Genomic DNA, 24,877 nt, shown 5'->3' on the forward strand with positions numbered 1-24,877 from the left:
ATAACACCAATCGCACCCTCTTCCATTCGGCTTATATTAATGTAGTATATGCGATCTGACATCATTGGTGAGCGTAACAAAAATACAGCCTGTTGTCTCTTTCCTACACATCAATGACTTTATCTAAAACATGAACTTTCACATCTTGAATCCCAAAATCTTTTGCTTTATCCCGATTGCTCATCACGATATCAATACGATTGCCTTTAATCGCACCGCCTGTATCCTCAGCAACGGCATACATCCCTCGGCCATCTTCAAATTCAATATAGACTTTACTGCCAAGTGGTATGACATCCGGATCAACGGCTATAACCCCCGGACGAACTTTCGTCCCAATATGGGTTTTATCATTCCATTTGCCATTATCCTCATATCCGGATGCATAAGCCGTAGCCACACTATGCATGATTTTATTCGCATTGTTTTTATGCGGTCTGTGTCTCTCGCTGATCGCGCTTGCCAATTCGTCATCTTTTTCGACCAGCTTTTTATCTAATTCCTTATTAATACGGTCCTTTAACTTATCATTCACATTACCTTCAAGTTTATCATTCACACCGTCTTTGATTTTGTCCTTGATGGTTTCCCTAACCGTTTCATCCACACTATCTTTGAAATTTATGCCGGTTTTAGACTTTAACGTTTCATTCACACTGTCTTTAATCTTCTCGGTGATATTATCCTTCAAGGTCTCACTCATGTCGCCTTTTGAATTGAACACCGCATCTGTCACAGCATCTGGCAGAGATTTCATCAGACTGTCTGGACTTGGACTAGCATCTGCTACAGGTGTCTGCGCCGCAAGTACTGCAGAAGATGCAAGAATCGCCCCCGTCAAAGAGGCCATAACACGACCATATTTTCTTTTTGGTTTTTTATATCCTCGACGTTCCATATCATCACACTCTTTTCACAAAAATAAGGACGGACAAGCTATGAATTGTCAGCCCATCTTCATACTCGTACATAAGTGATACGAATTTCCCATCGCCGCCTAGCGAATATTTTTAGTTTGTCCTTATCCTATGAAACTATGCAATAACCTTATCGAATTTCGATACCGAGTACTGTTTCCATCTGTTTGAGGGCAAATTGATGCGCCTCAACATCAAAACTAGCAACACCGCCACGATACACGATCACCTTTTTATCACGATTACAAAGTTCTTCGACTGTAAATAACACGCAAATATTTGTGCAAACACCGACTACAGTCACTTCATCAATTTCTTCAAGCTGCTCCTCTAAATCGGTGTTATAAAAACCACTGAACCGTTGTTTTCCTGTGATATTCTCCTCATATCCGTCAAAACGTAATTCTTCAATGATCTCTGCCCCATTTGTTCCGGCAATACAATGTTTTGGAAAACGATGAAATTCCACATCATCTTCTTTATGCCGATCACAAATGAAAATAATCATTTCACCCGCTGCACGAAATTCTGCAATTTTTTCTTTGATCAACGGTACAATTGCCTGTCCTTGCTCTCCACAAAACAAAGCACCATCACAGTCAATAAAATCTTTTAACATATCAACGACTAATAAAGCCTTGCGCATAAAACCTCTCCCCAATCATCGTTTAGTTAAAATTTTCCGCAATTTTGGAGCAAGCAGCATGGCAATCACCGCACCAACCCCTGAGGTCATCAAAGATCCCGGCATATTGCCAAGTGCTACACTGATGCTGCCGCTCACTGCCCACCAAGCAATCACATAACCCCCCAGCGTACAAGATGCAGCGAGTGCCATTCCTAATACTGCACGAAACACCCACTTTTCCTCTATCATTTTTTCCGGCCATAAACCATGCGCAACAGAACCTACAGTAAATCCTGCTGCTCCTTTAATCACAAACGACCACAACGTATATGGAGAAAATCCTAATAACAAGTCAAAAAAAGCTGATCCAATCGCCGCAGCAAGACCTGCGTAAATCCCGCCAAACAAGATACCGATCAAAAAAACTGCCGCTGTTCCTAAGTGGATCATTGCGCCTACTCCAAATGGTATTTTAATCGATGTTGCAATTACACATATGGCAGCCAGCATCCCAATCATCGCCATATCACGTAACTCTAATCTTTTCTTCTTCTGCATTTCAAACGCCTCCACTTTCAATTCCCTTACTATATAGGCTTATAATATTCGTCATTTATTTTTTATTTCCTACTGTTTACTTTATACTCTTAAAAATCTTTAAATTTTTTTGCAGAAGAGACTGCATAGTCTCCATTTACATTGTTGTTTTTTATGATAGAATGTAGAAATATCGCTATAAATCATTTTTAGGAGGATTCATGCAAAACAGTATTAAAATTTTAGTATGCAGTACATTATTGATGAGTTCAATGCCTGCGGCTTGGGCTGGAGCGGACTTGGGCAAAGGAGAAACTTTGTTAGAAATCGGCTCTTCACTCAATTCCAAAGTAAAGGGCGAAGGTGCTCTACCTTTAGAAGCCGGCGGAGAATCCGGGTTCAAATCCGCAATTACCTATGCAATTGACGATAACCTTTCGATACAATATCGCAAAAATATGTTTACATCTGAAGAAAAAACGGTTTCTTTAGGAGGATATAATTTAACAACGCAAGCAAATGCAGATTTATCTGATTATAATTTGCTCTATAAGCTCAATAAAAATGCGAAATTGATCGTCGGGTATGAACATAATAAAATCACATATGATGATTACGTAACTAAAGCAACACGATCCGGTATGCATATCGGACTTAATACTACTTACCCATTAAGTCAAAAAACGGCTTTGTTTACAAATCATATTTACGGCAACAAAATGAGATCGAATGAAATCGGTTTCAACATCGACCTAGATAAAAAAAGCGCACTCGCTATTTCTTATATCGATCGTCGTGTAAATGATATGGATGTAAAAATCCCTGCCGTAAATTATACAAATAAAATCGACTATAAAATGACAGGTATTGCCGTAATGTACGGTATAAAATTGTAATAACAACTCAAAAATAGGACAAGCGAAAAACCTTCGCTTGTCCTATTTTTCTTTATGCCAAAACTTTCGCTAAGCGAATCAATTCCGGATCAAGAGTTTTGCTATTATTCACTGCATCGTTTAGATCGATACTCACAGGTTTCCCCGCATCAAAACCAAAGACAACATTTGATAAACCAGACAGTAGTGCAAGGGCTGCCTTTTCACCAAGAATACTTGCTTTAATGCGATCTTCAACACTTGGTGCACCACCGCGTTGGATATGCCCAAGTACGGAAACTCTCGTATCGATTCCTGTTTTTTCCGCCACGAGTTTACTGATCTCAACCCCACTGCCTGCGCCTTCAGCAACTACTACAATGCTGTAACGTTTGCCTCTTTCGTAAGATTCCTTAAGTTCATGGCACATTTCATCAATATCAAATTTTGCTTCTGGTACAAGTATATGTTCAGCACCACCGGAAATCCCCGCTTGCATTGCGAGCCAACCGGACTTGCGCCCCATAACTTCTATAATGATAATACGACGATGTGCCGAAGCAGTATCACGTAATTTATTGATTGCATCTACAATTGTATTCGCTGCAGTATCACTACCAATCGTATAATCCGTTCCCCACACATCATTATCAATCGTTCCGGGAAGACCAACAACAGGCATTCCCATTTCACTTAATAATTTGCCTCCGGTTAAACTGCCATCACCACCGATGATTACCAAACCTTGAATACCACGTTTTTTTAATTGTGCCAATGCTTTTTGGCGACCTTCCGGAGTTTTAAATTCTTCACAACGTGCTGTACCAAGAAAAGTACCGCCGCGCTGAATAATATCACCGACATCACGTGATTCTAATTTTTTCATATCGTCTTCTAAGATCCCTTGGTAACCATTATAAATCCCATACACTGTTGCACCTTCATATAACGCTGTTCGAACAACAGCACGAGCTGCTGCATTCATTCCCGGACTATCTCCGCCACTCGTCATTACTGCAATACAATTTAACATGTAGTCACTTCCCCTTACCAAGTAAATATATTTGTGAAAATAAAAACATAGACTATTAGCTTTATTTTATCTACTAGGTGAATTATTGTAAAGTACCATCTACGATAAGTATAGCTTATCTTAAAGCTGTTCATTATATTACAAAATTAAAAATGGCCAGTCTTTAAATGATCTAAAAATAGATAACAGGCTATTAATATACGTTCATTATTAATAGCCTGTTTCCTTTACAGTCTTACCATATGATTTTATAAAGCTTCTACTTCATGCTTATAGATATTATTTTAACACACCTGCTGCAAATCCTGCAATACCGACAGCAAACAATCCAAAAATAATCCAAAGTGCATTGACTTTCTTTTTTAATAAATCCATACAAATAAACGTCAAAATCAATGGAACCAAACCTGGCATTAATTGATTTAAAATATCTTGTACTGTAGTAACAGCAACCGAACCATCCTGCATCGTAATTGTCGAAACTACCAAGGGGATATTAACCGAAGTCCACTTACAAACCAGCGCACCCATGACAAACAATCCTAGAATTGAGGCACCTTCTGTGATTTTTTGCAGTCTATTTCCTGCAACGTCTTTCACAATATCTGTACCTTTCACATACCCATACTGTATGCCATACCAACGCACAGCTAAGCGAACTACATTAAATAATAGGAAAAAAAGGATCGGACCAAATATACTGCCCGTTAATGCGATGGATGCGCCCAATGCCGCTGTCATTGGTCTAAGAGTTCCCCAGAAAATCGGATCTCCCACGCCGGCCAAAGGCCCCATCATACCAACCTTAACTCCATTAATGACACTATCAGGAATATCGGCACCATTTGCTCTTTGTTCTTCCATTGCTGCAGTAATGCCAATGATTGGCGCTGTAACGAAAGGATGCGTGTTATAAAATTCTAAATGCCGTTTCATTGCATCTTTACGCTCTTGTCCTTCGTACAGTCTTTTAATGATAGGAACCATGCCAAAACAATACCCTAATGCCTGCATCCTTTCAAAGTTCCAGGAACCTTGTAGAAAATTTGACCGGATAAATGCATTCAACATATCACCTTTGGTTAATTTTTTTGTTTGATTTGCCATTTTTATCTTCCTCCTCCAAAATTAATTTATTAGTCGTCTAAATCGTCGTCTAAATCATCATCTTTTGTGCTTGCAATTGCAGCAGTTGCCGCAGCAATACTTGGAGCTTGATACTTAGGGTTCAATTGGATATAAATAATCGCCATGACAAGTCCAATCACACCAAAAGCAACCAAGTTGAAATTTGTAAATGCCGCAAAAACAAAACCTAAGAAGAAGAAAGGCATTAAATATTTTGCCCCCATCATATTGATCACCATTCCATACCCAACAACTACGATAAATCCGCCAGCGACCTGCAAACCACCAGTAATTACAGGCGGAATTGCCGCAAGCATGGACTGTACTGCACCAGTACCGACAAACATTGCAACTAAAACAGCAGGAATAGATATGCGTAATGCTTGAATTCCCAAAGCTAGTAAATGGCATACATCGATTCCTGTTAGATTGCCTTCTCGTGCATACTCATCTGCTTTATGCTGGAAAAAAATCGTTGCTGTTCTTACGAGAATTGTAAGTACCTGCCCTGCTGCTGCAAGTGGCATTGCAATTGCTATCCCAGCACCAATACTTTGTTTACCAGCGATGACCAGAATTGTCGAAATAACAGAAGCCAGCGCCGCATCTGGTGCAAGTGCCGCTCCGATATTCATCCAGCCAAGTGCAATCATTTCCAATGTACCGCCAATGATAATACCGGTGGTTATATCACCTAAAATAAGACCTGTTAACGTACATGCAATCAGTGGACGATGCGTTTGAAATTCATCTAATATACTTCCCATCCCACAAATACAAGACATTAAAAAAACTGCAATAATCTGAAAAGTACTAAGTTCCATAAGTTACCCCTCCAATATAGAATTTATAAATACATTTTAGAGAACCCTTAATTCATATGAAACATCAGAATCATTTATCACTTAAGATAAACTATTTTAATACACTCATTAAATCTACTTTTGTATCACTGTCCACTTTTCTCATTTCAAGTTCAATACCTTTTTCATGGAGTGCTTTAAAAGATGCTACATCTTGATCATCCACAGAAAGAACCTGTGTCAGCTGTCTTTTTCCTTCTTTAAAACTCATGCCGCCAATATTTACACTTGTAATGTTTACGCCAGCTTCCACCATACGAAGCACACTTGTAGGATTGGTAAACAGCAACAAGCATTTATCATTTTCATATTTGGGATTGTTATAGGCGCGAACTGCCTTATCCACACTTACTACACTGGATTTTATCCCCGGCGGCGCTACTTGTTTTAACAAAGTAGCTCTTATAGAATCTGTTGCTACTTCATCATCACAAACAATAATACGTCCACAATTTGTTACCTTTGTCCAGATTGTTGCCACTTGACCATGGATTAACCGGTCATCAATTCTCGCTAATACGATATGCATTATAAATCGTCCTCCTCATTTTCCTGTATTGTAGTTAGATGAAATGTTTGTGTCCCCGCTTGGCCTGCCTCCACAGCTTTTTGCATAACTTTCTTGATGTCATCAACCGCCAAATTACTAAATTGATAACTAACCATTTCGACTAGCATCGGTAAATTCACACCGGTTACAATCCCGTACTTTTCTTCATGAACTGCAATACGGCAAGCCGCATTATAAGGACTGCCGCCAAATAAATCATTCAAAAATACAACGCCGTCTTTTGTATCAAGCTCTTTTAATGCCGCTTCATATTTGACAGCCAAATCATCTGAACCCTCTCCAGGCACTAAAGTAACTGCTTTTACATTTGTAATAGTTCCACAAATCATTTCACAAGTTTTAATCAATTCACTTGCAAAATTTCCATGCGTACCGACAATGATTGCTAACATGATTTGCCCTCCCCAATCTCACTTCAACCCAAGGACGTGTCTGGAAACTATCAAAACGGTCACTGATAACGCTTTTTGCGCATTGATCATTCCACTAATTCTCAGACATACCTTAAGAAAAAAATTTATTTTCACTCGTTTTATAAAATTGCAAATTGCGTGCCAACTTTGTGTATTACATCTTTTCTGTATAACCATCTACCGTTTTGATACTCTAACGTAAAATTTAATACTCTATATTTTTAAATATAATACACTATAAAATGACAAAATAAAAAATACACTATTGTTTTGTTTGCACAATAGTGTATTCTAAAATTTACAACATTTCGGAAATAAGAATCATTTCATCTTCAGTTAACGTTATTTTTAAAGTATTTTTAAATACACTAGCAGCTTTTTTGACGGCATTCAGCTTGTGTGTATCAATTCCGGCAGAACTTCCTTCATAATGCAGCGGCTGATTAATAATCATTCTCTCCAATGCACATCCACAATGCACAATTAAACGAATTTGAATAGGATTGCTGAATTTACGATTTAGTTCTTTCTCCAATACACTGGCAAATTCCAGCAATACACTGATCACCTTTGTTGGGTTTAAATACGTTAAAAACTTTTGCAAACTCTCTTCACAAAGATTACGTACAACGACATTTTCTTCTTTTACAATCACTTTCCCCGTCTTCTTAAGCAAATTGCGAAGAATCGTTTCCCCTTCTCCATGAAGTAATTTTTCCAGTGGGATAAATGGAATTTCTAATTTTGGTTTTACCATTCCTACTGTGGCAATGATGGTATGCGCTTTTGCGAGCTCCATCAGTACAGTCTCCAAATTCTTGACGCCAATTGGAATCACTTCTATTGTTCGATCAACGACATGTACCAAAATATCTTCTACAATTTCTTTTAACTTCACCGCAGCACCTTCACCAGAGGTGCAAATTGTAACAATCACTTCATTCGTTGTCTTTATTTTTTTACCATCAACCAAGGCGATCTCATACCCTTTAAAATTAAGCAACGATTCGTAGATACTATCTAAATCCATCCCGACAATATCGGCTTTGCGCATCGCTTCTAAAATCAACGGCGTGGATACCATATCAATCGTTCTTACCTGCACCTTTAATTTCTCCATAATCCATGTACCTAAATTACATAAAGACCCCATATCAGCAAGCAATAATACACCTTTTTGATAATTCAAATCTTCCAGCTTACAGATCATTTTCTCTAAAATTTCCTGTGGGCTTACTTCAAGCGGCATATCAATCGCAATAAGATTTGTATCATTGGTACTGAATAATTTTTGCGCAACTTCCACCATAGACGAGGCCGTACTTTTTCCATGTGTTGCAACTATAATAATTACTTTTTCATCTTTCTCATCTTCTTGTATCGAACTCAACAACAAAGCAAAATATTCGATTTCAGCCTTTGGGACTTCAATATGGTAATGCCCCTCTATTTTTTCCTTGATTTCTAAAGCAACCTTAAATTCAATTGAATCCCTTCGCAATGCTCCTTCAATCTCACTATACGGCAATTCTTGATTTGCTTTCACACGTTTTAAAAATGCACTCAAATGCAAGCTAAAAGCATACAAAAATTTATCGCCATATTCCCGTTCCAAATGTTTATGCGCCAAACGATTGATCTCTTCTGTAAAATCTACCAAGTCTTTATCCACAATTTTCAACAGTCGCTGCCTCGCTGTCATATGAGAATTTTGTTTATTATAAAACGACTTAATATAGACATTTACATCTGTCGCTACAACCTGCTTGATTAATTCATTGCTGATACCTTCTTCTTTTAACAGCTCAACCTTGTCTTCCACAACTTGATATAAATTAAACGCCTCTTTATCAACGTCTTCATTGACCAATAACTTCTCGCCCTCCGGCATAATAAATAACGGTTCATCAATATAATTGCTAAGCTCTGAAAGTTCTTTACGATTCGCACTTAAAGTAAGCAGTCCGGTTTTTATCTTTGACGGCAAAATTTTAAAATCAATCTCAATATAATTCGGATTGTCAATGCCATTGAGAAACGCCTTTGCACACAGCAGCTTAATATTCGATTTGAGCTGTCCGACATTGCCAAGACCAATACTGCCGATCAAGGCTTTGACTGATTCCACGGTGATTTTTACCGGTTTTTTAATTCTTTGCACTTCATCCGATAACAGCAAACGAATAATTGCAAGTTTTTCTTCTAAAGACCGTTCAAGCAATGGTCGAATTGTAATAATATTTGGAATACGACGAACGAAGGTTCTCGTTAATGCGGAAGTAGGATCTTCCGTAGTTGCACATATAATAAGAACCTTTGCTTTTCGCGTTCGCGTCGTCTCACCAAGACGATTAAATGTTCCCGTATCCATAAAATAAAAAATCATTTCCTGGCCTTCCGGTGGCAAACGATGAATTTCATCTAAAAATAAGATGCCCTGATCGGCAGCTTCTACCAAGCCAGCTTTGGCAGTATCAGCCCCTGTAAAAGCACCCTTTATATGTCCAAAGATATGTGAAATCAAAAGCTGTGCGTTATTATAATAATCAGCACAATTAAAGGTAATAAAAGGGGCATCAGCGGCAAGTTTATGTACGGTTTTCCCATATTCATACATCATATGAGCGAACAAGGTCTTTCCAACACCCGTTTGTCCTACGATTAAGGTATGCAACCCATCGGGCGGATATAAAATTGCTGCTTTTGCCTGTTCTACTTGTTTTTTTAGGCTGCTATTTGCACCGATTAAATATTCAAACGGCCCTTTTTGTACAAATTCCGACTTAGGGATGCATTCTTCGATCGCATTTACTTGAATCGGACCAAGCTCAATAACTTCACCGGTCAAAACTGCTAAACTCTCTTTATCAAAAAATAGTACAGGTCTGCCAAGTATCTTGATAATCTTATCCTGACGGTGCAGTGCGTTAAGTTCCATACTGACATTATTGCGTAAGATATTTAAATTTTCAGCAATCTCTGCCGCATCAACGCCTACTCGTCCCTGCAACGCTTCCAGTTGATATTCCTTCGACTTCGATTTTATATACTCATAGATTTTATCAATACGTTTCATGAGTCACCAGTCCCTAAACTTATTTGTCTCCCTGAAAAATTGAACTTTCTACTTTTTCCATCGTTTTCTTATTTTATCATTTTACCCTATAAATAGAAAAACGGCTAGTATTCTTGTGAAATACTAGCCAGTAGTTGATAATCTATGGACAGATAGGCCGCCGGTCGGCGATAAGCACTCATCTGCGTCGTTGCAGCAAGGTGCTGTCGCCCTAGTACAAAAGTACGACTCCTTCTCAACCTCTTGCTGCGCCTAGCAGCTGAGCACTTCTCACCAACCGGAAACCTATCTTCGTACTAGTTTATAAGTGGTACGGATTTCGTTATTTTCTAAATTATTGGCATAAATAATTACATATAAGGTGCGGATCAGTGAAATTTTTTAAATCATTGTGCTGATAAAGATTTTAATAGTGCCTGCCGTTGTTGTTTTACACTTGTCACGTTTTGCAGTGAAGCTTCAATTGGCGTGATCTCTTTGCTGCTATTAGCATTGATAAACGATCCGACCAGCCTTTGTTCTTCTACTGCATAAAGGTCTTCCTGAAAACTCACGTAAAACTCATGCTTCTGATTAGAAATTCTTTTCGCAGTCATTTCTGGGATGATCATCCATTTACATCCTGCTTGTTTCGCTTTCGCGAATTCCTCTGACAAAGCCCCTCGCTGCCCCTCCGCAATCAAAAAACTCGGTAAACTGGTTCGCAAGACTGACGCATAGTTTTCTTCCATATAAAACTGATCTTCCGCAATCTCCTTATCTATCTTCGTAACAAGCGGCGCAACGTAGACCATAGCCGTCTCGCCGCCGGCTACACCTTCATACCGATTGGCAATTTGCCTTTCCTCCAGAACGCCTGCTTGTTTCGCCTCTTCTCTCACATCATAATAATTTCGGATTGCAGAATCCAAATATACCGTAATCGAGTGACGTTTCTTATCAACATTTCGATTGCGCCGCCAAACTTCTTGGCTGCCAAACTGCGCATATCCGCCCGAAATATTTTGCAATACATTTCTCACTGGATCGCCTTGTATCACAACCCTGGTCAAATTAATCTGACTGCCAAACTGATCTGCAAAGGCTTGATTGCCCACAGCGGGTGCGCCAAATGTAATCACTTCGAGCTGTGCGGGATCGACACCTAAACTAATAAGTCTCGCAGCTCCCAGTGTTGCTACCGCTCCGCCTAAGCTATGTCCAACCAGATACAATTTACGCTTACTGTCGCCTTTTAATACATCTGCAATATATTCGCCATAGGTTGCACCATCATCTTCTTCACTGAAAAAAGCAGTCTGCGTATACTTATGAAACCCACGATGCACCATTGGCTCTTTGCTGGTAAGATTTTGTTTTTTTGCTTGTTCAGCAAATTGCTCTGGTGTAGTTCCACCAAAATATATTTTGTTAAAATTGAGATCAATTGCAAGATCTTTAAAACTTTCTGTTCCGGTAATTGCTAAAATATAAATATCATGCTCCAATTCAAAAGCATCATTTTCAACAAAGTAAAATTTTGTATCAACACCATTTACAAATTTTTTATACGGCTTGATCTGCCAACCTTCTTCTAAGAGCTCGGTTCTTGCGATTTGACCGATGCGATCATTATAAGTAGCTAAACAAACAATTGCGTTGATATACTCTAATTTCGCCTTCTGATACTCTTCTAAAATTCCGGCATATGCAACCGTATTCATAAAAAATACAAAGCATAGACATAGAAGAAGTGTCTTTTTAAGTACTCTTTGCAAAACCAATCCCCTCCATTTGATCTGGCGATACGGTCCAATGATCAGCCAAAATCCTGCGTAGTAGGCTCACATTCTTTTGGCAAATGCCTCTGAACGAACCTGTTATGTATCTATTTATTATACGAGAAGATTCCGTTCTCTTCCAGTTCCAAATATTTCAATATTTACTTATCTAATTTGATCAGCGACCAATCATCCAGTAATTCACCATTTTGCTTAAATACTTGTACATACAAGACCCCATTGGCAATTTTTACGACAGAATAAGTTGGCATATCCGTAGCATTTGTGAAATATGTATTCCATAGCTTGGTTCCAACACTTTCATAATACTTTGTTCCACTGCGTCCAACTGTACTATAAATGGTACCACCTTCCGCAACCCGCTGATCGTTTACCATCGCAAACGTACGTGCATTCACATGATCATGTCCACTGAATACAACATCTACACCATATTGATCAAAAATTGGTACAAACTGCTTTGTGATGGATGCCGTTATTTGATCTGTACGATTTGGGTATACAGGACGATGTACAAATACAACTTTCCAACGTTTATTCGTAGCCGCCAAATCATTTTTGAGCCATATCTTTTGCAACTCCAGTGACGCCGGAATAAAGTTGCGTTCTTCCCCGAATTGACTATCTAAAATCACAAAATGCACATCACCATAGTCAAATGAATATACCTGCCCTTTTAAGCCTTCAGGGCCATTTTGCGGCAGCATAAATTGCTGTGTAAAAAAGGTCGGCATAGAGAATTTTCTTTCTGGTGTATACGTTTCATGATTCCCCACCACTGGAATGATTGGCAGTTTATTAGAAATACCCGAAATTCCAGCAAACCAGTTCTTCCATTCCTGATAAGTTTGACCATTATCAACCAAATCTCCCACATTCACAAAAAATGCGGCATCACGATTTTGAACATACGCATTCGTAAATGTCGATTTCCATACACTGTAGTCATTGCTTTGCGAATCACCAAACAACAAAAATTTAAAATTGCTTTCTAAACTTTCTGTACGAAACATTCCCTCTGCATCCCAATTTTGACCATCACCAATTCTATATACATACCTCGTTCCCGGTTGTAAATTCTTTAAAGTTGTACTATGCATATAAACATTTCCTTGATCAGTAGCAAACAACGAAGTCTCTGCTTTTTGCATTTTTACCGTTGAAACTTCAACCGCCGGCATATCCGCTTCACTATATTCCACATACAGCATATTACTTTCTTGATCCTGCGTTCGCCAAGTGATCGTCTGTGTTGTCTTTGCATCTTCGACCCAGGTAAGCGTAATATCTTCAACAACGCCATGTGCCAAACAAGATGACGTGATAAAGAGCATACATAGCACCAGAGCCATCCAAATACGATTCCACTCCATCTTTTTCATTACGTTCCCTCCTCTAAAAGATTTTCTTATACAGTATCATATAATAAAATAATAAAAACACCAAGTTTTTAAGTCATTTTTACAAAAAAGAAGAGAAATCCATCACTTCCATGATTTAAGATTTCTCCTCTAAATGAAAATATTTTCGCCTGATATACCATAACCGCACAAATAGTAAAACCGCACCAACAACAATGCCCGCAATCAATCCAATCCAATAACCGTATGGACCAGCAGAAAAAAAGTTAGCAAATCCATACCCCAATGGCAATCCAACGATCCAAAATGATATTATCGCCAACATTAACGTGACTTTTACATCCTTATATCCTCTAAGCGCACCTTGCATTGGTGCATTTACAGCATCAGCCAATTGCAGAAAAATTGCATAGACCAAAAATACCTGAATCAATTGGTCTACAGCAAGGTTATGTGTATATAAGGCTGAGATCTCAGCTTTATAAAATATCAATATACTTGCTAATGTCCCCGAAAATAGCAGTGAAATCAGCATGCCCATATTCGTATATTGCTTCGCATCTGTATACCGACCTGCGCCAACTTCAAAGCCAACTAAGATCGTTAAGGTCATACTAATACTAAGCGGGATCATATAAACCATCGTAGTAAAATTAAGAGCTGCTTGATGTGCCGCAATGACTTCAGTTCCGTAAGCAGCCATAAATAATCCCACTGCACCAAAAATACTTTGTTCACAAAAAATTGCACTGCCAATCGGTATGCCAATGGCTAGCTGCTTTCGCAAATCTTTAAATGACACTGCAAAAAATGTTGCAAATATCTTATATTCTTTAAAAGGTTTGCAATTACAAACCACAACAATATTAATGATCATTACCATCCAATAGGCAATTGCTGTTCCAACCCCAGCACCGATACCGCCAAGTTGCGGAAACCCAAACTTACCAAAGATGAAAAGATAATTCATTATAATATTAATAGGAACTGAGCAAACCGTAATCAACATTGTAACTCTGGTGTAGCCCAATGCATCAATGAAATTCCGCAGACTAGAACTAATAAAAATAGGACAAATCCCAAATGCTATAGCTTGGAAGAAACCTCTGGCAATTGTCTCTACTCTCGCATCAAGATTCATAAACCGCAAAACAGGATCAGCAAAAAGATAACCAAGTAAAACAACACAGATACCAATAATAATTGCTAAATAAATTCCCTGTATTACGACAAAAGGAAGCTGCTCTTTCTTGCCTGCGCCGTATAATTGTGCAATCATTGGTGTTAATCCAGAAATGACACCCAAAATCCCGCCAAAAATCGGCATAAATAGATTCACTGCTATGGCAACACCAGCCAAATCATATGCACTAGCATTCCCTGCCATAACGGTATCAAAAAATCCAATCGATATAATTGCCAATTGAGTAATAAAAACAGGGAACAGAACAATAACAACTTGTCTTAATTTTTCCTTATAAGTAAACGTTTGTCTCATGAAAAATCTTTATCTATACAACATTTTTTATATTTTTTACCACTTCCACATGGACAAGGGTCATTTCTGCCAATGCTTGAAGAACGTGGTACAAATTTTACAACATTGTCTTTCGTTTTCTGCGATTGATATTTTTCCAAAAAGTTTCTTTTAACACCTGATAAATCCTGTGGACGGTTCCCTTTTAATACCCATTTATGTGTCGTATTGTTTAATTCAGCTAAAATAGCTCCTATATGCTGCACTTGTTCCAAGCTAGATAACTTTACGACAGTTTGTACATACCCGATCACCTCGTTCAATTCTTCATCATTTAACATCATAATACATATTTCCCCGGCAATATTTTTTGCTTCATCCGGTGAAAGTGCTAATGTCTCCTCAAAGAATTTAATCAAAGCAAGATATGCTTCTGTCTCTTCGTAATATTCTAAATCTCCGGCTTGATAAACTTCATCATACGTAAATTCACAATACGCAATATCTTGACGAGCAATTTGCTCTTCAAATAATGCCTCTGGATCCATTACCGTATAATAATACATCCCTACTTCTGTATTGATGATATTTCCCTGCCAACAGCCGGCATTGACCATGACACCCATAAAATCAACGAAATCAATCTTTTTACTCTTTAATAGCTGATTTACACGTGCATGCAATTGATCATAAGGTAAATATCCATAATAATATAACAATCCTGTTGCTAAATGAATGATTTCATCGTTTGCAGTAATTTCTTTTTTTAACTTTGCATTATCCAGACTCGCATAAACCTCTAACAATTCATCCGGTAAATACCAAGCCTGCGCATCATCATCGTGCATACCACTGAATAAGATCCCAATACTGCGCATATAGTCCATGCGGACATCATTCATATCAAGGACTGTGCTCAGACCTTGTTTTCTGCTCAAATGCGTCAAAATATTATACTGTTCAATCCCAATCGTAATCATCCACTTATGAGAAAACGCAACAATCTCCGGAACTAACGCCTCTGCCATCTCTTGTTTTTTTAACGTGCTAATCCCCTGCACGCATAAGTTATAACGAATATCATCTAATTCCGCTTTTGTTAAAGTACTAAGTGCCGCAAGCAGTGTACGTTTTTCCGGAACCTGATAACGCCATAAAATCTTTTTACGTTTTTCCATCTGTTTTGCAATCTCTATTTCTAAGTCATCCGCTACAATATCCTGTCCATTTTTTTCTGCCATATGAATCCCTCACTTATTTAAAATCCTTTACAAAATAAAACCCTATTTGCAGACTCTGCCACAAATAGGGCTTTTTCATCCATCCTTCACTTACTCTAAGTTTATAATAGATATTTCCCAATCGTCAAGTTATGTAGGCTAAATTATGTCAAAATTACTCATACGAAAAATACCGATCCAGACCTCTGAAAATTCCTGTTGCCGCTTTTTTTACGCCCGCAGCAGTCTGAAGGAATTTTCCCTCCTCTGGATTTGATATAAATGCCACTTCAACAAGTGTTGCTGGCATTTTCGTATGTTTTACCACGTAGAAATTACATGTACGCGTACTGCGATCAACCGTTCCTAACTGACTAATAACGCCCTCACGAACAAACTTGGCAAGGCGCTCATCTCCATTTGTCTTCGGATAATAATAGGAAGACGTTCCTTTTACTTGTGCATTGACAAAAGCATCTAAATGAATACTAACAAATACATCTGCATTCGCACGATTAGCGATATCCGCTCTCGCCTGCAATTCCTCTTTCGCAGAAGCATTCGCATAGGCAACATCCATATCGGCACTGCGTGTCATAATTACCTTCGCTCCAGCTCCTTCTAACATTTGTTTAAGTTCTAAACCGATTTCAAAGGTAATATCTTTTTCCTTGCTGCGATCAGGTCCGACAGCACCACTGTCACTGCCGCCATGTCCGGGGTCAATCGCAATGATCTTATCCTTCAATCCCGGTACATCAAACAGTTTAATATTCTTTGTTACAACGGCATCCGCATCTGGTAATGTTGTTCCTGACGTACTTTCGGAAGCTGGCACAGTTGTATGTGTTTCCTCATGTGCAAGATTGCCAAAATCCATAACGATACGATTTGCTTTATCAGCCGCCGGATTTTCTTTTAAGGAAAAAATATCATACTGATCTTTTGATACATTGGCTTCTACGACGACGCGTACCGTTGATGCATCAAATTGACTTACTCTTACTTTGCCTACCAAGCTACTATTGACCGCTGTCACCTTACCAACATCTGGGCTTAACCAAGCGCCCTTCATATCAATCGCAATCCTATTTGGATTCGATAAAACAAAGGTTTTATAATCTACAGGCCCGGATGTATCTAAAACCACTCGTACTTTATCACCACTGTTATAAATTCGAACTCCATCCACTCTCGCCAGTCCACTCACACGTTCACTGAAACCAGCGGCAAATCCCATCGCTGGACTCGCAATAAAACACACCAACACTAACCATAAAAGAATCGACTTGCGCATCTTACTCCTCCAATTGTTGAGAATTATATCAATCGCGACTTAGTTCAAAATCGTGTATTATATTTTGAACTTTCGTCAAAAATATCCAAAATGTCGACTACATTAAATGACGATTTCAAAAGAGAAACCAGAGCAACAAATCCTCTTGGATATATGTATTTATTTGATAAAATAAAAAGGTTTACCCTTTATTATTATTTGTTTACACAAAAAACGCAAGCCTTTTCCCCCATATTCTTTCAAAAACTCACATTTTTTCTTCATTTGTTTTTTAGCGCTGATCCATGTATACTAAATTTATATTAACCTGTGGAGGATTCCTATGATTAAACACGTATTATTCGATCTTGATGGTACACTGATTCATTTTGACCACATGCTTTTTGTTGAGAATTATGTAAAACTATTAAGTAAAAAATTATCCCATATGACCGATCCCAGAGAGTTTGCTGCACAACTTCTCTCTGCTACAGGCTGTATGATCAAAAGTACGGATGGGACCAAAACCAATGCCGATATTTTTTGGGATTATTTTCATACCAATACCAATCTATCAAAAGAAAACTTAGACCCACTGATTGAAGATTTTTATGATAATGATTTTATGCAGTTAAAAGAAATGGTGACAGTTCCAGAAATTTTACCAATCATCGATAAAATAAAGAAAAAACATATAGCAATGACCATTGCCACCAATCCGGTTTTTCCATTAAAAGCTGTGAAAGCCCGCTTGCATTGGGCTGGTCTGCAGGATGTTGATTTTAAGCTTATTACCAGCTATGAAAACAGTCACTATTGCAAACCAAACCTACATTATTTTGAGGAAATCGTTGACACCCTGAAAACGACGCCGACTGAATGCTTAATGATCGGCAATAATGTAACCGAGGACTTAATTGCTGGGAAAATCGGTATAAAAACATACCTTCTGACTGATCACCTGCTAAATCTCGACCAAAAAGAAATTCAAGCTGACTATATTGGTACAATCGCCGATTTGACCAAGGACATTGATAAAATATTATGTTAGATGCCTTTAATCAACATTAAGGAACCAATTCGAAGACGTTCTACATGCTTTTCTTATACGAAAAAGAGTACATAAGCTTTCAAAGGTTAACCCTATTGAAAAGCTATGTGCTCTTTTTGTTATACATTTCCTTCATATTATTTACGCTGATTTTTTGAAAGTAACAGCTTGACTTGAATATCCAACTGATTTTCTAGTGAAATAGGATCATTAGACCAAAAGTCATAACGATCAATCTCATAGAAGTGGTTGTTTTTTACTGCGGATAAATTTTTCCAGACTTGGCTTTCCATAATTTCAATCGTTTGTTTTGCGCCTCCCTCTTGCGGAGAAACTAATATAAACATATGATCTGCCGCATACTGGGGAAGCGTTTCTAACGACAGATTGATTCCACCGTTTTTCCCAAGAATATATTGCTCGGCAGCCGCTGGCGGAGTAAATTGGAACGTTCTATATAAATTTCTGGCCCCTCTGCCATAATCTTGATTAATAACCCAAAGACCTTTACCCCAGATCTCATAAATAGCGACTGTTTCATCTTTGCCAATAACTCCAGCAATTTGCTCTCTGGCAAATTGTTCTTTAATTTCGAAATTTTTTATCCAGTCTTCTGCTTCTTTTTCTCTATCTAATATCACAGCGATTTCTCTAAGCTGATCATAAACATCTTTAGCCGACCATGGAATCACCACTGTAGGGGCAATTTGAGAAAGTATTTCATAATTTTGTCCATCCATTGTAATGATTAAATCTGGATCTAAAGCCACAATACGTTCTACCGACTCTCCAACATCAGCAATACCCGCAATTTTATCTTGCAAAAAGGTGTATTTCATTTCTACAGAGCCAGCACCTACAGGCTTAACCCCCAAGGTCAATAAATAGCCCAAATAGTTCATCGCTACAATACGTTTTGGCTTCACAGGAATTTCAATTTCCCCCTGCAGCGTTTTGATTCTTTTCATTTCTGATCTTTCTACTGTTTTATCTTCATTTTCTATCTTATGCACATCTGCCATCGCACGCAATGAATCCACAACGCCACGGCTATATCCCACATAACATCCTAAGATGACAATCGTAATTAAACTAAATATTAAAATTTTCTTTTTTCGAAACATGATGATCCTCCACATGCGTAGTTCTACTTTTATTTAAAACACTTTCTTGCTATAAAAACAGATCACCCCAGCATCTTATAGCAATCTACGCCATTGACAATCCATAGGGTATACATAGCGGAACTCCTGTTCTCGGATCGGGGATAATATCTGCATCAATCCCAAAAATTTCGTGAAGGATCGCAGGCGTCATGACTTCTTTTGGAGATCCTTGATGCATGACTTTTCCTTTTTTTACAGCCACCATATGCTGCGCATAGCGAGCTGCATGATTTAAGTCATGCACGACCATCACGATAGTTCTGCCTTCTTCCTTGTTTAACCGACATAAAAGTTGCAACACCTCTAGCTGATGCGCCATATCTAAAAAGCTTGTCGGCTCATCAAGAAACAAGATATCGGTCTGCTGTGCCAAAGCCATAGCAATCCATGCCCGTTGACGCTGCCCTCCCGATAAATGATCTAATTGAAAATCATAAAATTCCGTCATTCCGGTCACTTCAATCGCCCAGCTTATAATTTTTCTATCCTCTGCAGTAAGCGAACCAAAGCCTGTCTGGTTAGAAAATCGCCCATAACTAACTAATTCATACACTGTCATACCTTCAGGCGCCACCGGATTTTGAGGAAGTATTGCCAATTGTTTGGCTACTTCTTTCGTAGATTTATGATGTATAGATTCGCCATCTAAAAAAACGCCGCCTCTTTTTGGTTTCACAATACGTGCCATAGTCTTAAGCATCGTAGATTTTCCTGAACCATTCGCACCTACTAAAACTGTAATCTTCCCTAAAGTTATATGTATATTTAAATTTTCAACAATAAGTCTATCCCCGTAGGAAATATCAAGCCGCTTTGCCTCAAATTCTTGTAACATAGCTATGGCCTCCTTTCGTTTCTGTTCTATGAATGCTTGGATCTTGCTAGTAAATATAAGAAATACGGTGTACCAATCACTGCAATTACAATACCTGTAGGTATTTCAGCCGGTTGAAAAAGAACACGCGCTACGATATCGGCGATGATAAATAAAAGACTTCCCACCAAGGCTGCGGCGGGTATAAGCAATTGATGCTGATTTCCTACCAATTGCCTTGCCAGATGAGGGCCAATTAATCCCACAAAGCCAATCGCGCCGCTAACAGCAGAACAAGCACTAGCCAAACCTACAGCTGCAGCCAGCAAAGCAAAGCGTTCTTTTTCCAAATCAAGACCTACGCCAACAGCAATTTGATCACCCAATCCTAATATATTGAGAACGCGCGCTTTATAAAATACAAATGGAATGAGTACGAGTAACCACGGCATCAGCGCTAAGATAAAACTCCAGTTACTCCCCCAAATACTGCCTGCTAGCCAAACTGAAATAAAATGATAATCGTTTGGATTCATACGAATTGTAAAGATAATCATAGCCGCAGATAGCCCTGCGGCCACAGCGATTCCAACCAAAACTAATGAAACGCCTGATAATCCCTGATTTCGTTGGTAAGCTAAGATATAAATCATCCCGGCCGCCAAACTTGCACCTATAAAAGCGATAAAAGGTAATAAAAACACGGATATACCCGCTTGGATTGGGTAAAAGCTAATAAACAAAACGACTGCCATTCCAGCCCCGGCATTAATGCCTAAAATTCCTGGATCAGCAAGTGGATTTCGTGATACCCCCTGTAAGATACATCCCGATAAAGACAAAGCCGCTCCTACAAATACCGCAATTACAATTCGAGGAAGACGTAAATCCAGCAATACCAAATTTTGCTTTGCCGTACCAAACCCCAAAAGTATTTCTAGCATCTCCCTAAAATTTAAGTGGATATACCCAATATTCATACTAATGATAAAAAATGTTATGACAAGCAGGGCTAATATAGCCAATACAGCATATCCTCGAAGCTGTTTAGCTCGCTCTGCAATAGGAATTGTCACTTCTTGCATTACATGGCCCTCCTATGTCTGCGTGCTAAATAAAGAAAAAATGGAACGCCAAGGAAGGTTATAATCGCACCAATTGGTGTTTCGTTTGGTGGATTGACCATACGAGCCCCAATATCAGCAAAAATCATCAGTACACTTCCCAATATTGCTGAACATGGAATAATCGATCGATAATCGACGCCTACTAAATAACGGGCGATATGAGGAATCACAAGTCCAACAAACCCGATAGATCCAACAGTTGATACACTGGCACCGGCTAAAATCAATACCAAAATTCCTCCGCAGAACTTCACAGTAGTTACTTTCACACCTAGGCCGGCGGCCACTTCTTCGCCCAGACTAAGCAACGTAATAAAACGCGACAGTATAAGAGATCCTATAAGCCCAAGGATAATCCAAGGAAAAATAACTTTTATTTGTAGCCACTTGATCCCAGAGATTCCCCCAGCGTACCAAAATGCCAATTCTTGATCGATTCGATAATAAATCGCAATTCCTCCACTTAAAGCAATGAGTAAGGAAGCTACAGCAGTACCTGCCAAAGTCAGCCGCAATGGACTCAATCCTCCTCTAGCCATAGAACCGATGCCATATACAAGTCCCATACTAACGGCTGCACCCATAAAAGAATATAAAATAAGATAGTTAAATGGTAAATTCTTAAAAAAAGCAAAACAAATCGCCAAAGCAAATCCTGCTCCGGCGTTAATACCTAACAGCCCGGGATCGGCTAAAGGATTGCGCGTCATGCCTTGCATGATAGCACCGGCTACAGCAAAAGCTGCTCCTACCAAAGCACTTGCTGCGACTCTAGGTAAACGTAGTTCCTGAACAATCAAATGCGCATGTAATTCAGGGTTAAAATTGAAAATTGCGTTCCATACAGTGGACAGAGGAACTTTTACTGCTCCGATTGATATGGACACCAACATGCCAAGTACCAAAGCGACAAAGCTACACGCCAAAACTATCAAAACCCGGTTCGGACATGCGCTTGCTTTTTCATTATTTGCTACAATTTCTGAGCATCTATGCATTCCTATGAAATCCTCCTCTGAAAATTACGACCAACAAAAGTATCAGTTTCGTATGTACGATAATACCTTTTAACTGATTCATCACTTTCGTGCAATTGCAATATCTTAAACGAACGAAATAGTCCATTCTTTATTGATAACGAAAATCATTACCGCTTGAAATTATAGTATAGATGATGAAATCTTGTCAAGACACATCCATAGAAATCTCCTTCTGCGGATCGCTAAACAACGCCTTTAGGAATTTTTCTTCTTAAAAGAAGAGCTACTTATAAAATCGTACACGTTAGGCAACGCTCGGCCTTGATCATAACGGATCTTTAAAATAAACAGGTACTGCTCTCATGAAATGATGAGCAATACCTGTTCAGCCTCCATTGTTACTTATTTAGTTAAAATTGTTTTTCCACACCAATTACAAAGCTTCTTCCAGGCATCGGATATTTACCCGGTACTTTATAATATTCAGGCGAGGTTCCAATGACTTCATACGCTTGATTTGTCAAATTATACCCTTTTAAATAAACTTGTGTATCTTTTGCAGCCCGATAACGGATATTCATATCTAGGGTAAAATATGAATCAGAGGTATATGCTCTCTTATCGCGCCCTGTTCCAGACAGCATCGTTATTCCCGCATCCAATTTATCTTTGCTATATTGAATACCTAAAGAATATCCATTTGGCCGGCTATTTAGAGGATCTAGAATATAATTATCTGTTCCCCCTTGTTGTTTTTCAATTTTTGAATAAGAATAACCTGCATTGACCTTCCATTGCTCAGATAATTTTCTTTGTAAATTGATCTCCATCCCCTGTCTCTTTTCACGATCCACATTCATCCACATTCCTTGACTACCGACGACTCCTGATTTCCATACAATTGCATTTTCTAAATCACTACGGTAAATACTGGATTGCAGTGTAGTCTTATGATCTAATTTCATATCCAATCCCAGTGTAAATGTATCTGAAGACTCCGGTTTCAAATCTTTATTACCTAACCAACTTGGTGTATTTGCATATAGATCCAACAATCTTGGATTTCTGACGGCTTGTCCCCAGGATATATATACATTTGTATCCGTTGCTACTTCTTTACTCAAAGATACATGAGAGGTAACCTCACCACCAAATGTGTCATGATGATCATAACGACTACCGAAGTTTAAGGACATATCATCTTTTAATTTTAAATTATTTTCTATGAATACCGCTTTCGTAGTTGCATCAGCTTTCATATACTTTGAACTGTTAAAATCGTTAACCTTCTCTTGCCGAATATCTGTACCACCGGTCATAGTATAGTTATCATTCAGTTGCCAACTTTGCTGCCATTCTGCACCATTTACTTTAAGATCATGCCACAAAATGCCGTACGGCCAATGTGCAGTTTCTTCACTGGTATTTTGATAAATTCGAAAGCTATTCGCATTATTTTTTTCTTTTCCCCATGAATAAGTCAATGCGACATTTAAATCTGAAACACGTCGGCGCTCATCCGGATTAGAAATTGTACCAGCATCTACATCTTTTAGTGCTAAACCATAGCCCCCGCGATCTTCCATACGTTCGATTGACAAAGAAAGTTCACTATCATCATCAAGCTGTTTATCGATACGCAACGTTTGATGCTCTTTATCAATTTCACTGGCTTTAAATTCTCTACTGTTTCCTGTTCGTGGGTTTTTATAGTCAAAATTACCTCTCGTTTGTTTATCATATGTAAATATATAACTTATATCATTATCAACACCTTCGGTCGTTAAAGCATAACGCCTTGAATTCCATGATCCAAATTCTGTTGTTGCCTTCGTAACATTTTCTTTTGCTTTTTTCGTAATAATATTGATGACACCACCAACTGCATCACTACCATACAAAGCTGAATTCGGTCCGCGCACAATTTCAATACGTTCAATATTTTCAATCGCAATATTATCAATATTCAGCCCATTAAAACTACCTGTAGTAGAATAATATGCCCAAGTCATTTTTCTGCCATCTACTAGTACAAGAACTCTATCATCTCCATTAAGAATTGGAAAAGAAGCATAACTACTGGTTCCCATATTAACATTATTCGCAGTTAATACGTCAGAAATCTTACTATATCCGCCTTTTTCAATCTCTTCATTTCCTATAACTGTAACATTCGCCGCAACTTCACTCTTTTTTACTGGAACACGAGTTGCGGTCACGACATATTCATCAAAATCAAATTCCTGTTCTTCAGCATACGCATCATTTGCTATTCCAAACGATATTGCACCGCAAATTAAAGTACACAGTAAGCCCTTGGTCTTCTTGTCCATGCAGTCATCTCCTTATATCTTTACTTTATTTTTAAGTAATAAGAATAAAAACGATATTGATAGTTATTATCATTATCAATACTTTTGTTATGATACAAAAAAACCTTGGGCTTGTCAACTTTGAACGATCTTTCCTAAGTAAAAGAATCGGAAACTATAGCAGATCATACTTTAATCTATAATGGCTTACCTATCTTTTCATTTTATTAAATCAATTGCGATTCCAGTTATCATTTTGCTATCGTCACTT

The 24,877-nt window shown here is 38.4% G+C and carries 21 protein-coding genes; 2 read left to right on the top strand and 19 right to left on the bottom strand.

Annotation, left to right across the window (positions count from 1 at the left end):
• Positions 1-103 precede the first annotated feature (103 nt).
• From BN6559_RS19710 to BN6559_RS05760, 3 genes are all read right to left on the bottom strand, one after another.
• Positions 104-898 carry a 3D domain-containing protein gene (locus tag BN6559_RS19710; protein ID WP_199883780.1) on the bottom strand — a complete coding sequence of 265 codons (795 nt, stop codon included), beginning with the start codon at positions 896-898 and terminating at the stop codon, positions 104-106.
• 149 nt (positions 899-1,047) lie between these two features.
• On the bottom strand, positions 1,048-1,563 hold the full coding sequence (locus BN6559_RS05755) for an isochorismatase family cysteine hydrolase (RefSeq protein WP_110953827.1): 516 nt from the start codon (positions 1,561-1,563) through the stop codon (positions 1,048-1,050).
• 15 nt (positions 1,564-1,578) lie between these two features.
• Entirely contained in the window at positions 1,579-2,103 is a 525-nt protein-coding gene (locus BN6559_RS05760; RefSeq protein ID WP_110953828.1) for an ECF transporter S component, read from the bottom strand.
• Positions 2,104-2,303: 200 nt separating this feature from the next.
• Here BN6559_RS05760 and BN6559_RS05765 point away from each other — a divergent pair, with 200 nt between their 5' ends.
• Positions 2,304-2,978, top strand: coding sequence for a hypothetical protein (locus BN6559_RS05765; RefSeq protein WP_110953829.1), 675 nt, complete (start codon positions 2,304-2,306; stop codon positions 2,976-2,978).
• A 52-nt stretch (positions 2,979-3,030) separates the two neighbouring features.
• Here BN6559_RS05765 and pfkA read toward each other — a convergent pair whose 3' ends face one another.
• From pfkA to BN6559_RS05820, 11 genes are all read right to left on the bottom strand, one after another.
• Entirely contained in the window at positions 3,031-3,990 is a 960-nt protein-coding gene (gene pfkA / locus BN6559_RS05770) for a 6-phosphofructokinase (protein WP_110953830.1), read from the bottom strand.
• 279 nt (positions 3,991-4,269) lie between these two features.
• Positions 4,270-5,097: a PTS mannose transporter subunit IID gene (manZ, locus tag BN6559_RS05775; RefSeq protein WP_110953831.1), complete on the bottom strand. Its 828-nt coding sequence runs from the start codon at positions 5,095-5,097 to the stop codon at positions 4,270-4,272.
• 29 nt (positions 5,098-5,126) lie between these two features.
• Complete coding sequence (locus tag BN6559_RS05780) at positions 5,127-5,942, bottom strand: PTS mannose/fructose/sorbose transporter subunit IIC (protein WP_110953832.1); 816 nt, start codon at positions 5,940-5,942, stop codon at positions 5,127-5,129.
• Positions 5,943-6,033: 91 nt separating this feature from the next.
• Complete coding sequence (locus tag BN6559_RS05785) at positions 6,034-6,510, bottom strand: mannose/fructose/sorbose PTS transporter subunit IIB (protein WP_110953833.1); 477 nt, start codon at positions 6,508-6,510, stop codon at positions 6,034-6,036.
• Entirely contained in the window at positions 6,510-6,944 is a 435-nt protein-coding gene (locus tag BN6559_RS05790) for a PTS sugar transporter subunit IIA (RefSeq protein ID WP_110953834.1), read from the bottom strand. Before BN6559_RS05790 ends, BN6559_RS05785 begins: the two co-directional genes overlap by 1 nt.
• Before the next feature lie 319 nt (positions 6,945-7,263).
• Entirely contained in the window at positions 7,264-10,041 is a 2,778-nt protein-coding gene (locus BN6559_RS05795; protein ID WP_110953835.1) for a sigma 54-interacting transcriptional regulator, read from the bottom strand.
• Positions 10,042-10,427: 386 nt separating this feature from the next.
• Positions 10,428-11,798, bottom strand: coding sequence for a lipase family protein (locus BN6559_RS05800; RefSeq protein ID WP_110953836.1), 1,371 nt, complete (start codon positions 11,796-11,798; stop codon positions 10,428-10,430).
• A 164-nt stretch (positions 11,799-11,962) separates the two neighbouring features.
• Positions 11,963-13,204 (bottom strand): purple acid phosphatase family protein, encoded by a 1,242-nt coding sequence (locus tag BN6559_RS05805; protein WP_110953837.1) that lies wholly within the window; start codon positions 13,202-13,204, stop codon positions 11,963-11,965.
• Between the two features lie 115 nt (positions 13,205-13,319).
• The gene (locus BN6559_RS05810; protein ID WP_110953838.1) at positions 13,320-14,681 is read right to left on the bottom strand and encodes an MATE family efflux transporter; all 1,362 of its coding nucleotides are present in this window, start codon (positions 14,679-14,681) and stop codon (positions 13,320-13,322) included.
• A complete protein-coding gene (locus BN6559_RS05815) occupies positions 14,678-15,901 on the bottom strand; it encodes an SEC-C metal-binding domain-containing protein (RefSeq protein WP_110953839.1) in 1,224 nt (407 codons plus the stop codon). The genes BN6559_RS05810 and BN6559_RS05815 overlap by 4 nt, the downstream gene beginning before the upstream one ends.
• Positions 15,902-16,055: 154 nt before the next feature.
• Positions 16,056-17,177 (bottom strand): N-acetylmuramoyl-L-alanine amidase, encoded by a 1,122-nt coding sequence (locus BN6559_RS05820; RefSeq protein WP_110953840.1) that lies wholly within the window; start codon positions 17,175-17,177, stop codon positions 16,056-16,058.
• Positions 17,178-17,499: 322 nt separating this feature from the next.
• Between BN6559_RS05820 and BN6559_RS05825 the strand changes: the two genes are divergently transcribed.
• Positions 17,500-18,207 carry an HAD family hydrolase gene (locus BN6559_RS05825; protein WP_110953841.1) on the top strand — a complete coding sequence of 236 codons (708 nt, stop codon included), beginning with the start codon at positions 17,500-17,502 and terminating at the stop codon, positions 18,205-18,207.
• A gap of 137 nt (positions 18,208-18,344) precedes the next feature.
• On the opposite strand, the gene BN6559_RS05830 is transcribed toward BN6559_RS05825, so the two are convergent.
• The 5 genes from BN6559_RS05830 to BN6559_RS05850 form a co-directional block, all read right to left on the bottom strand.
• A complete protein-coding gene (locus BN6559_RS05830; protein WP_199883781.1) occupies positions 18,345-19,331 on the bottom strand; it encodes an ABC transporter substrate-binding protein in 987 nt (328 codons plus the stop codon).
• A gap of 85 nt (positions 19,332-19,416) precedes the next feature.
• Complete coding sequence (locus BN6559_RS05835) at positions 19,417-20,208, bottom strand: ABC transporter ATP-binding protein (RefSeq protein WP_110953843.1); 792 nt, start codon at positions 20,206-20,208, stop codon at positions 19,417-19,419.
• A gap of 26 nt (positions 20,209-20,234) precedes the next feature.
• The gene (locus BN6559_RS05840) at positions 20,235-21,272 is read right to left on the bottom strand and encodes a FecCD family ABC transporter permease (protein ID WP_110953844.1); all 1,038 of its coding nucleotides are present in this window, start codon (positions 21,270-21,272) and stop codon (positions 20,235-20,237) included.
• The gene (locus BN6559_RS05845) at positions 21,272-22,312 is read right to left on the bottom strand and encodes a FecCD family ABC transporter permease (protein ID WP_110953845.1); all 1,041 of its coding nucleotides are present in this window, start codon (positions 22,310-22,312) and stop codon (positions 21,272-21,274) included. Before BN6559_RS05845 ends, BN6559_RS05840 begins: the two co-directional genes overlap by 1 nt.
• A gap of 392 nt (positions 22,313-22,704) precedes the next feature.
• Positions 22,705-24,627, bottom strand: a complete 1,923-nt coding sequence (locus BN6559_RS05850) for a TonB-dependent receptor plug domain-containing protein (RefSeq protein ID WP_110953846.1) — start codon at positions 24,625-24,627, stop codon at positions 22,705-22,707.
• Positions 24,628-24,877 lie beyond the last annotated feature (250 nt).

Origin of the sequence: Massilibacillus massiliensis, from assembly GCF_900086705.1 — a bacterium.
Taxonomy (GTDB): domain Bacteria; phylum Bacillota; class Negativicutes; order FLKF01; family FLKF01; genus Massilibacillus; species Massilibacillus massiliensis.

Bases quoted from the DNA above. Each gene is read 5' to 3' on its own strand.
- BN6559_RS19710 (WP_199883780.1), bottom strand. From the start codon at position 898: ATGGAACGTCGAGGATATAAAAAACCAAAAAGAAAATATGGTCGTGTT.
- BN6559_RS05755 (WP_110953827.1), bottom strand. From the start codon at position 1,563: ATGCGCAAGGCTTTATTAGTCGTTGATATGTTAAAAGATTTTATTGAC.
- BN6559_RS05760 (WP_110953828.1), bottom strand. From the start codon at position 2,103: ATGCAGAAGAAGAAAAGATTAGAGTTACGTGATATGGCGATGATTGGG.
- BN6559_RS05765 (WP_110953829.1), top strand. From the start codon at position 2,304: ATGCAAAACAGTATTAAAATTTTAGTATGCAGTACATTATTGATGAGT.
- pfkA (WP_110953830.1), bottom strand. From the start codon at position 3,990: ATGTTAAATTGTATTGCAGTAATGACGAGTGGCGGAGATAGTCCGGGA.
- manZ (WP_110953831.1), bottom strand. From the start codon at position 5,097: ATGGCAAATCAAACAAAAAAATTAACCAAAGGTGATATGTTGAATGCA.
- BN6559_RS05780 (WP_110953832.1), bottom strand. From the start codon at position 5,942: ATGGAACTTAGTACTTTTCAGATTATTGCAGTTTTTTTAATGTCTTGT.
- BN6559_RS05785 (WP_110953833.1), bottom strand. From the start codon at position 6,510: ATGCATATCGTATTAGCGAGAATTGATGACCGGTTAATCCATGGTCAA.
- BN6559_RS05790 (WP_110953834.1), bottom strand. From the start codon at position 6,944: ATGTTAGCAATCATTGTCGGTACGCATGGAAATTTTGCAAGTGAATTG.
- BN6559_RS05795 (WP_110953835.1), bottom strand. From the start codon at position 10,041: ATGAAACGTATTGATAAAATCTATGAGTATATAAAATCGAAGTCGAAG.
- BN6559_RS05805 (WP_110953837.1), bottom strand. From the start codon at position 13,204: ATGAAAAAGATGGAGTGGAATCGTATTTGGATGGCTCTGGTGCTATGT.
- BN6559_RS05810 (WP_110953838.1), bottom strand. From the start codon at position 14,681: ATGAGACAAACGTTTACTTATAAGGAAAAATTAAGACAAGTTGTTATT.
- BN6559_RS05815 (WP_110953839.1), bottom strand. From the start codon at position 15,901: ATGGCAGAAAAAAATGGACAGGATATTGTAGCGGATGACTTAGAAATA.
- BN6559_RS05820 (WP_110953840.1), bottom strand. From the start codon at position 17,177: ATGCGCAAGTCGATTCTTTTATGGTTAGTGTTGGTGTGTTTTATTGCG.
- BN6559_RS05825 (WP_110953841.1), top strand. From the start codon at position 17,500: ATGATTAAACACGTATTATTCGATCTTGATGGTACACTGATTCATTTT.
- BN6559_RS05830 (WP_199883781.1), bottom strand. From the start codon at position 19,331: ATGTTTCGAAAAAAGAAAATTTTAATATTTAGTTTAATTACGATTGTC.
- BN6559_RS05835 (WP_110953843.1), bottom strand. From the start codon at position 20,208: ATGTTACAAGAATTTGAGGCAAAGCGGCTTGATATTTCCTACGGGGAT.
- BN6559_RS05840 (WP_110953844.1), bottom strand. From the start codon at position 21,272: ATGCAAGAAGTGACAATTCCTATTGCAGAGCGAGCTAAACAGCTTCGA.
- BN6559_RS05845 (WP_110953845.1), bottom strand. From the start codon at position 22,312: ATGCATAGATGCTCAGAAATTGTAGCAAATAATGAAAAAGCAAGCGCA.
- BN6559_RS05850 (WP_110953846.1), bottom strand. From the start codon at position 24,627: ATGGACAAGAAGACCAAGGGCTTACTGTGTACTTTAATTTGCGGTGCA.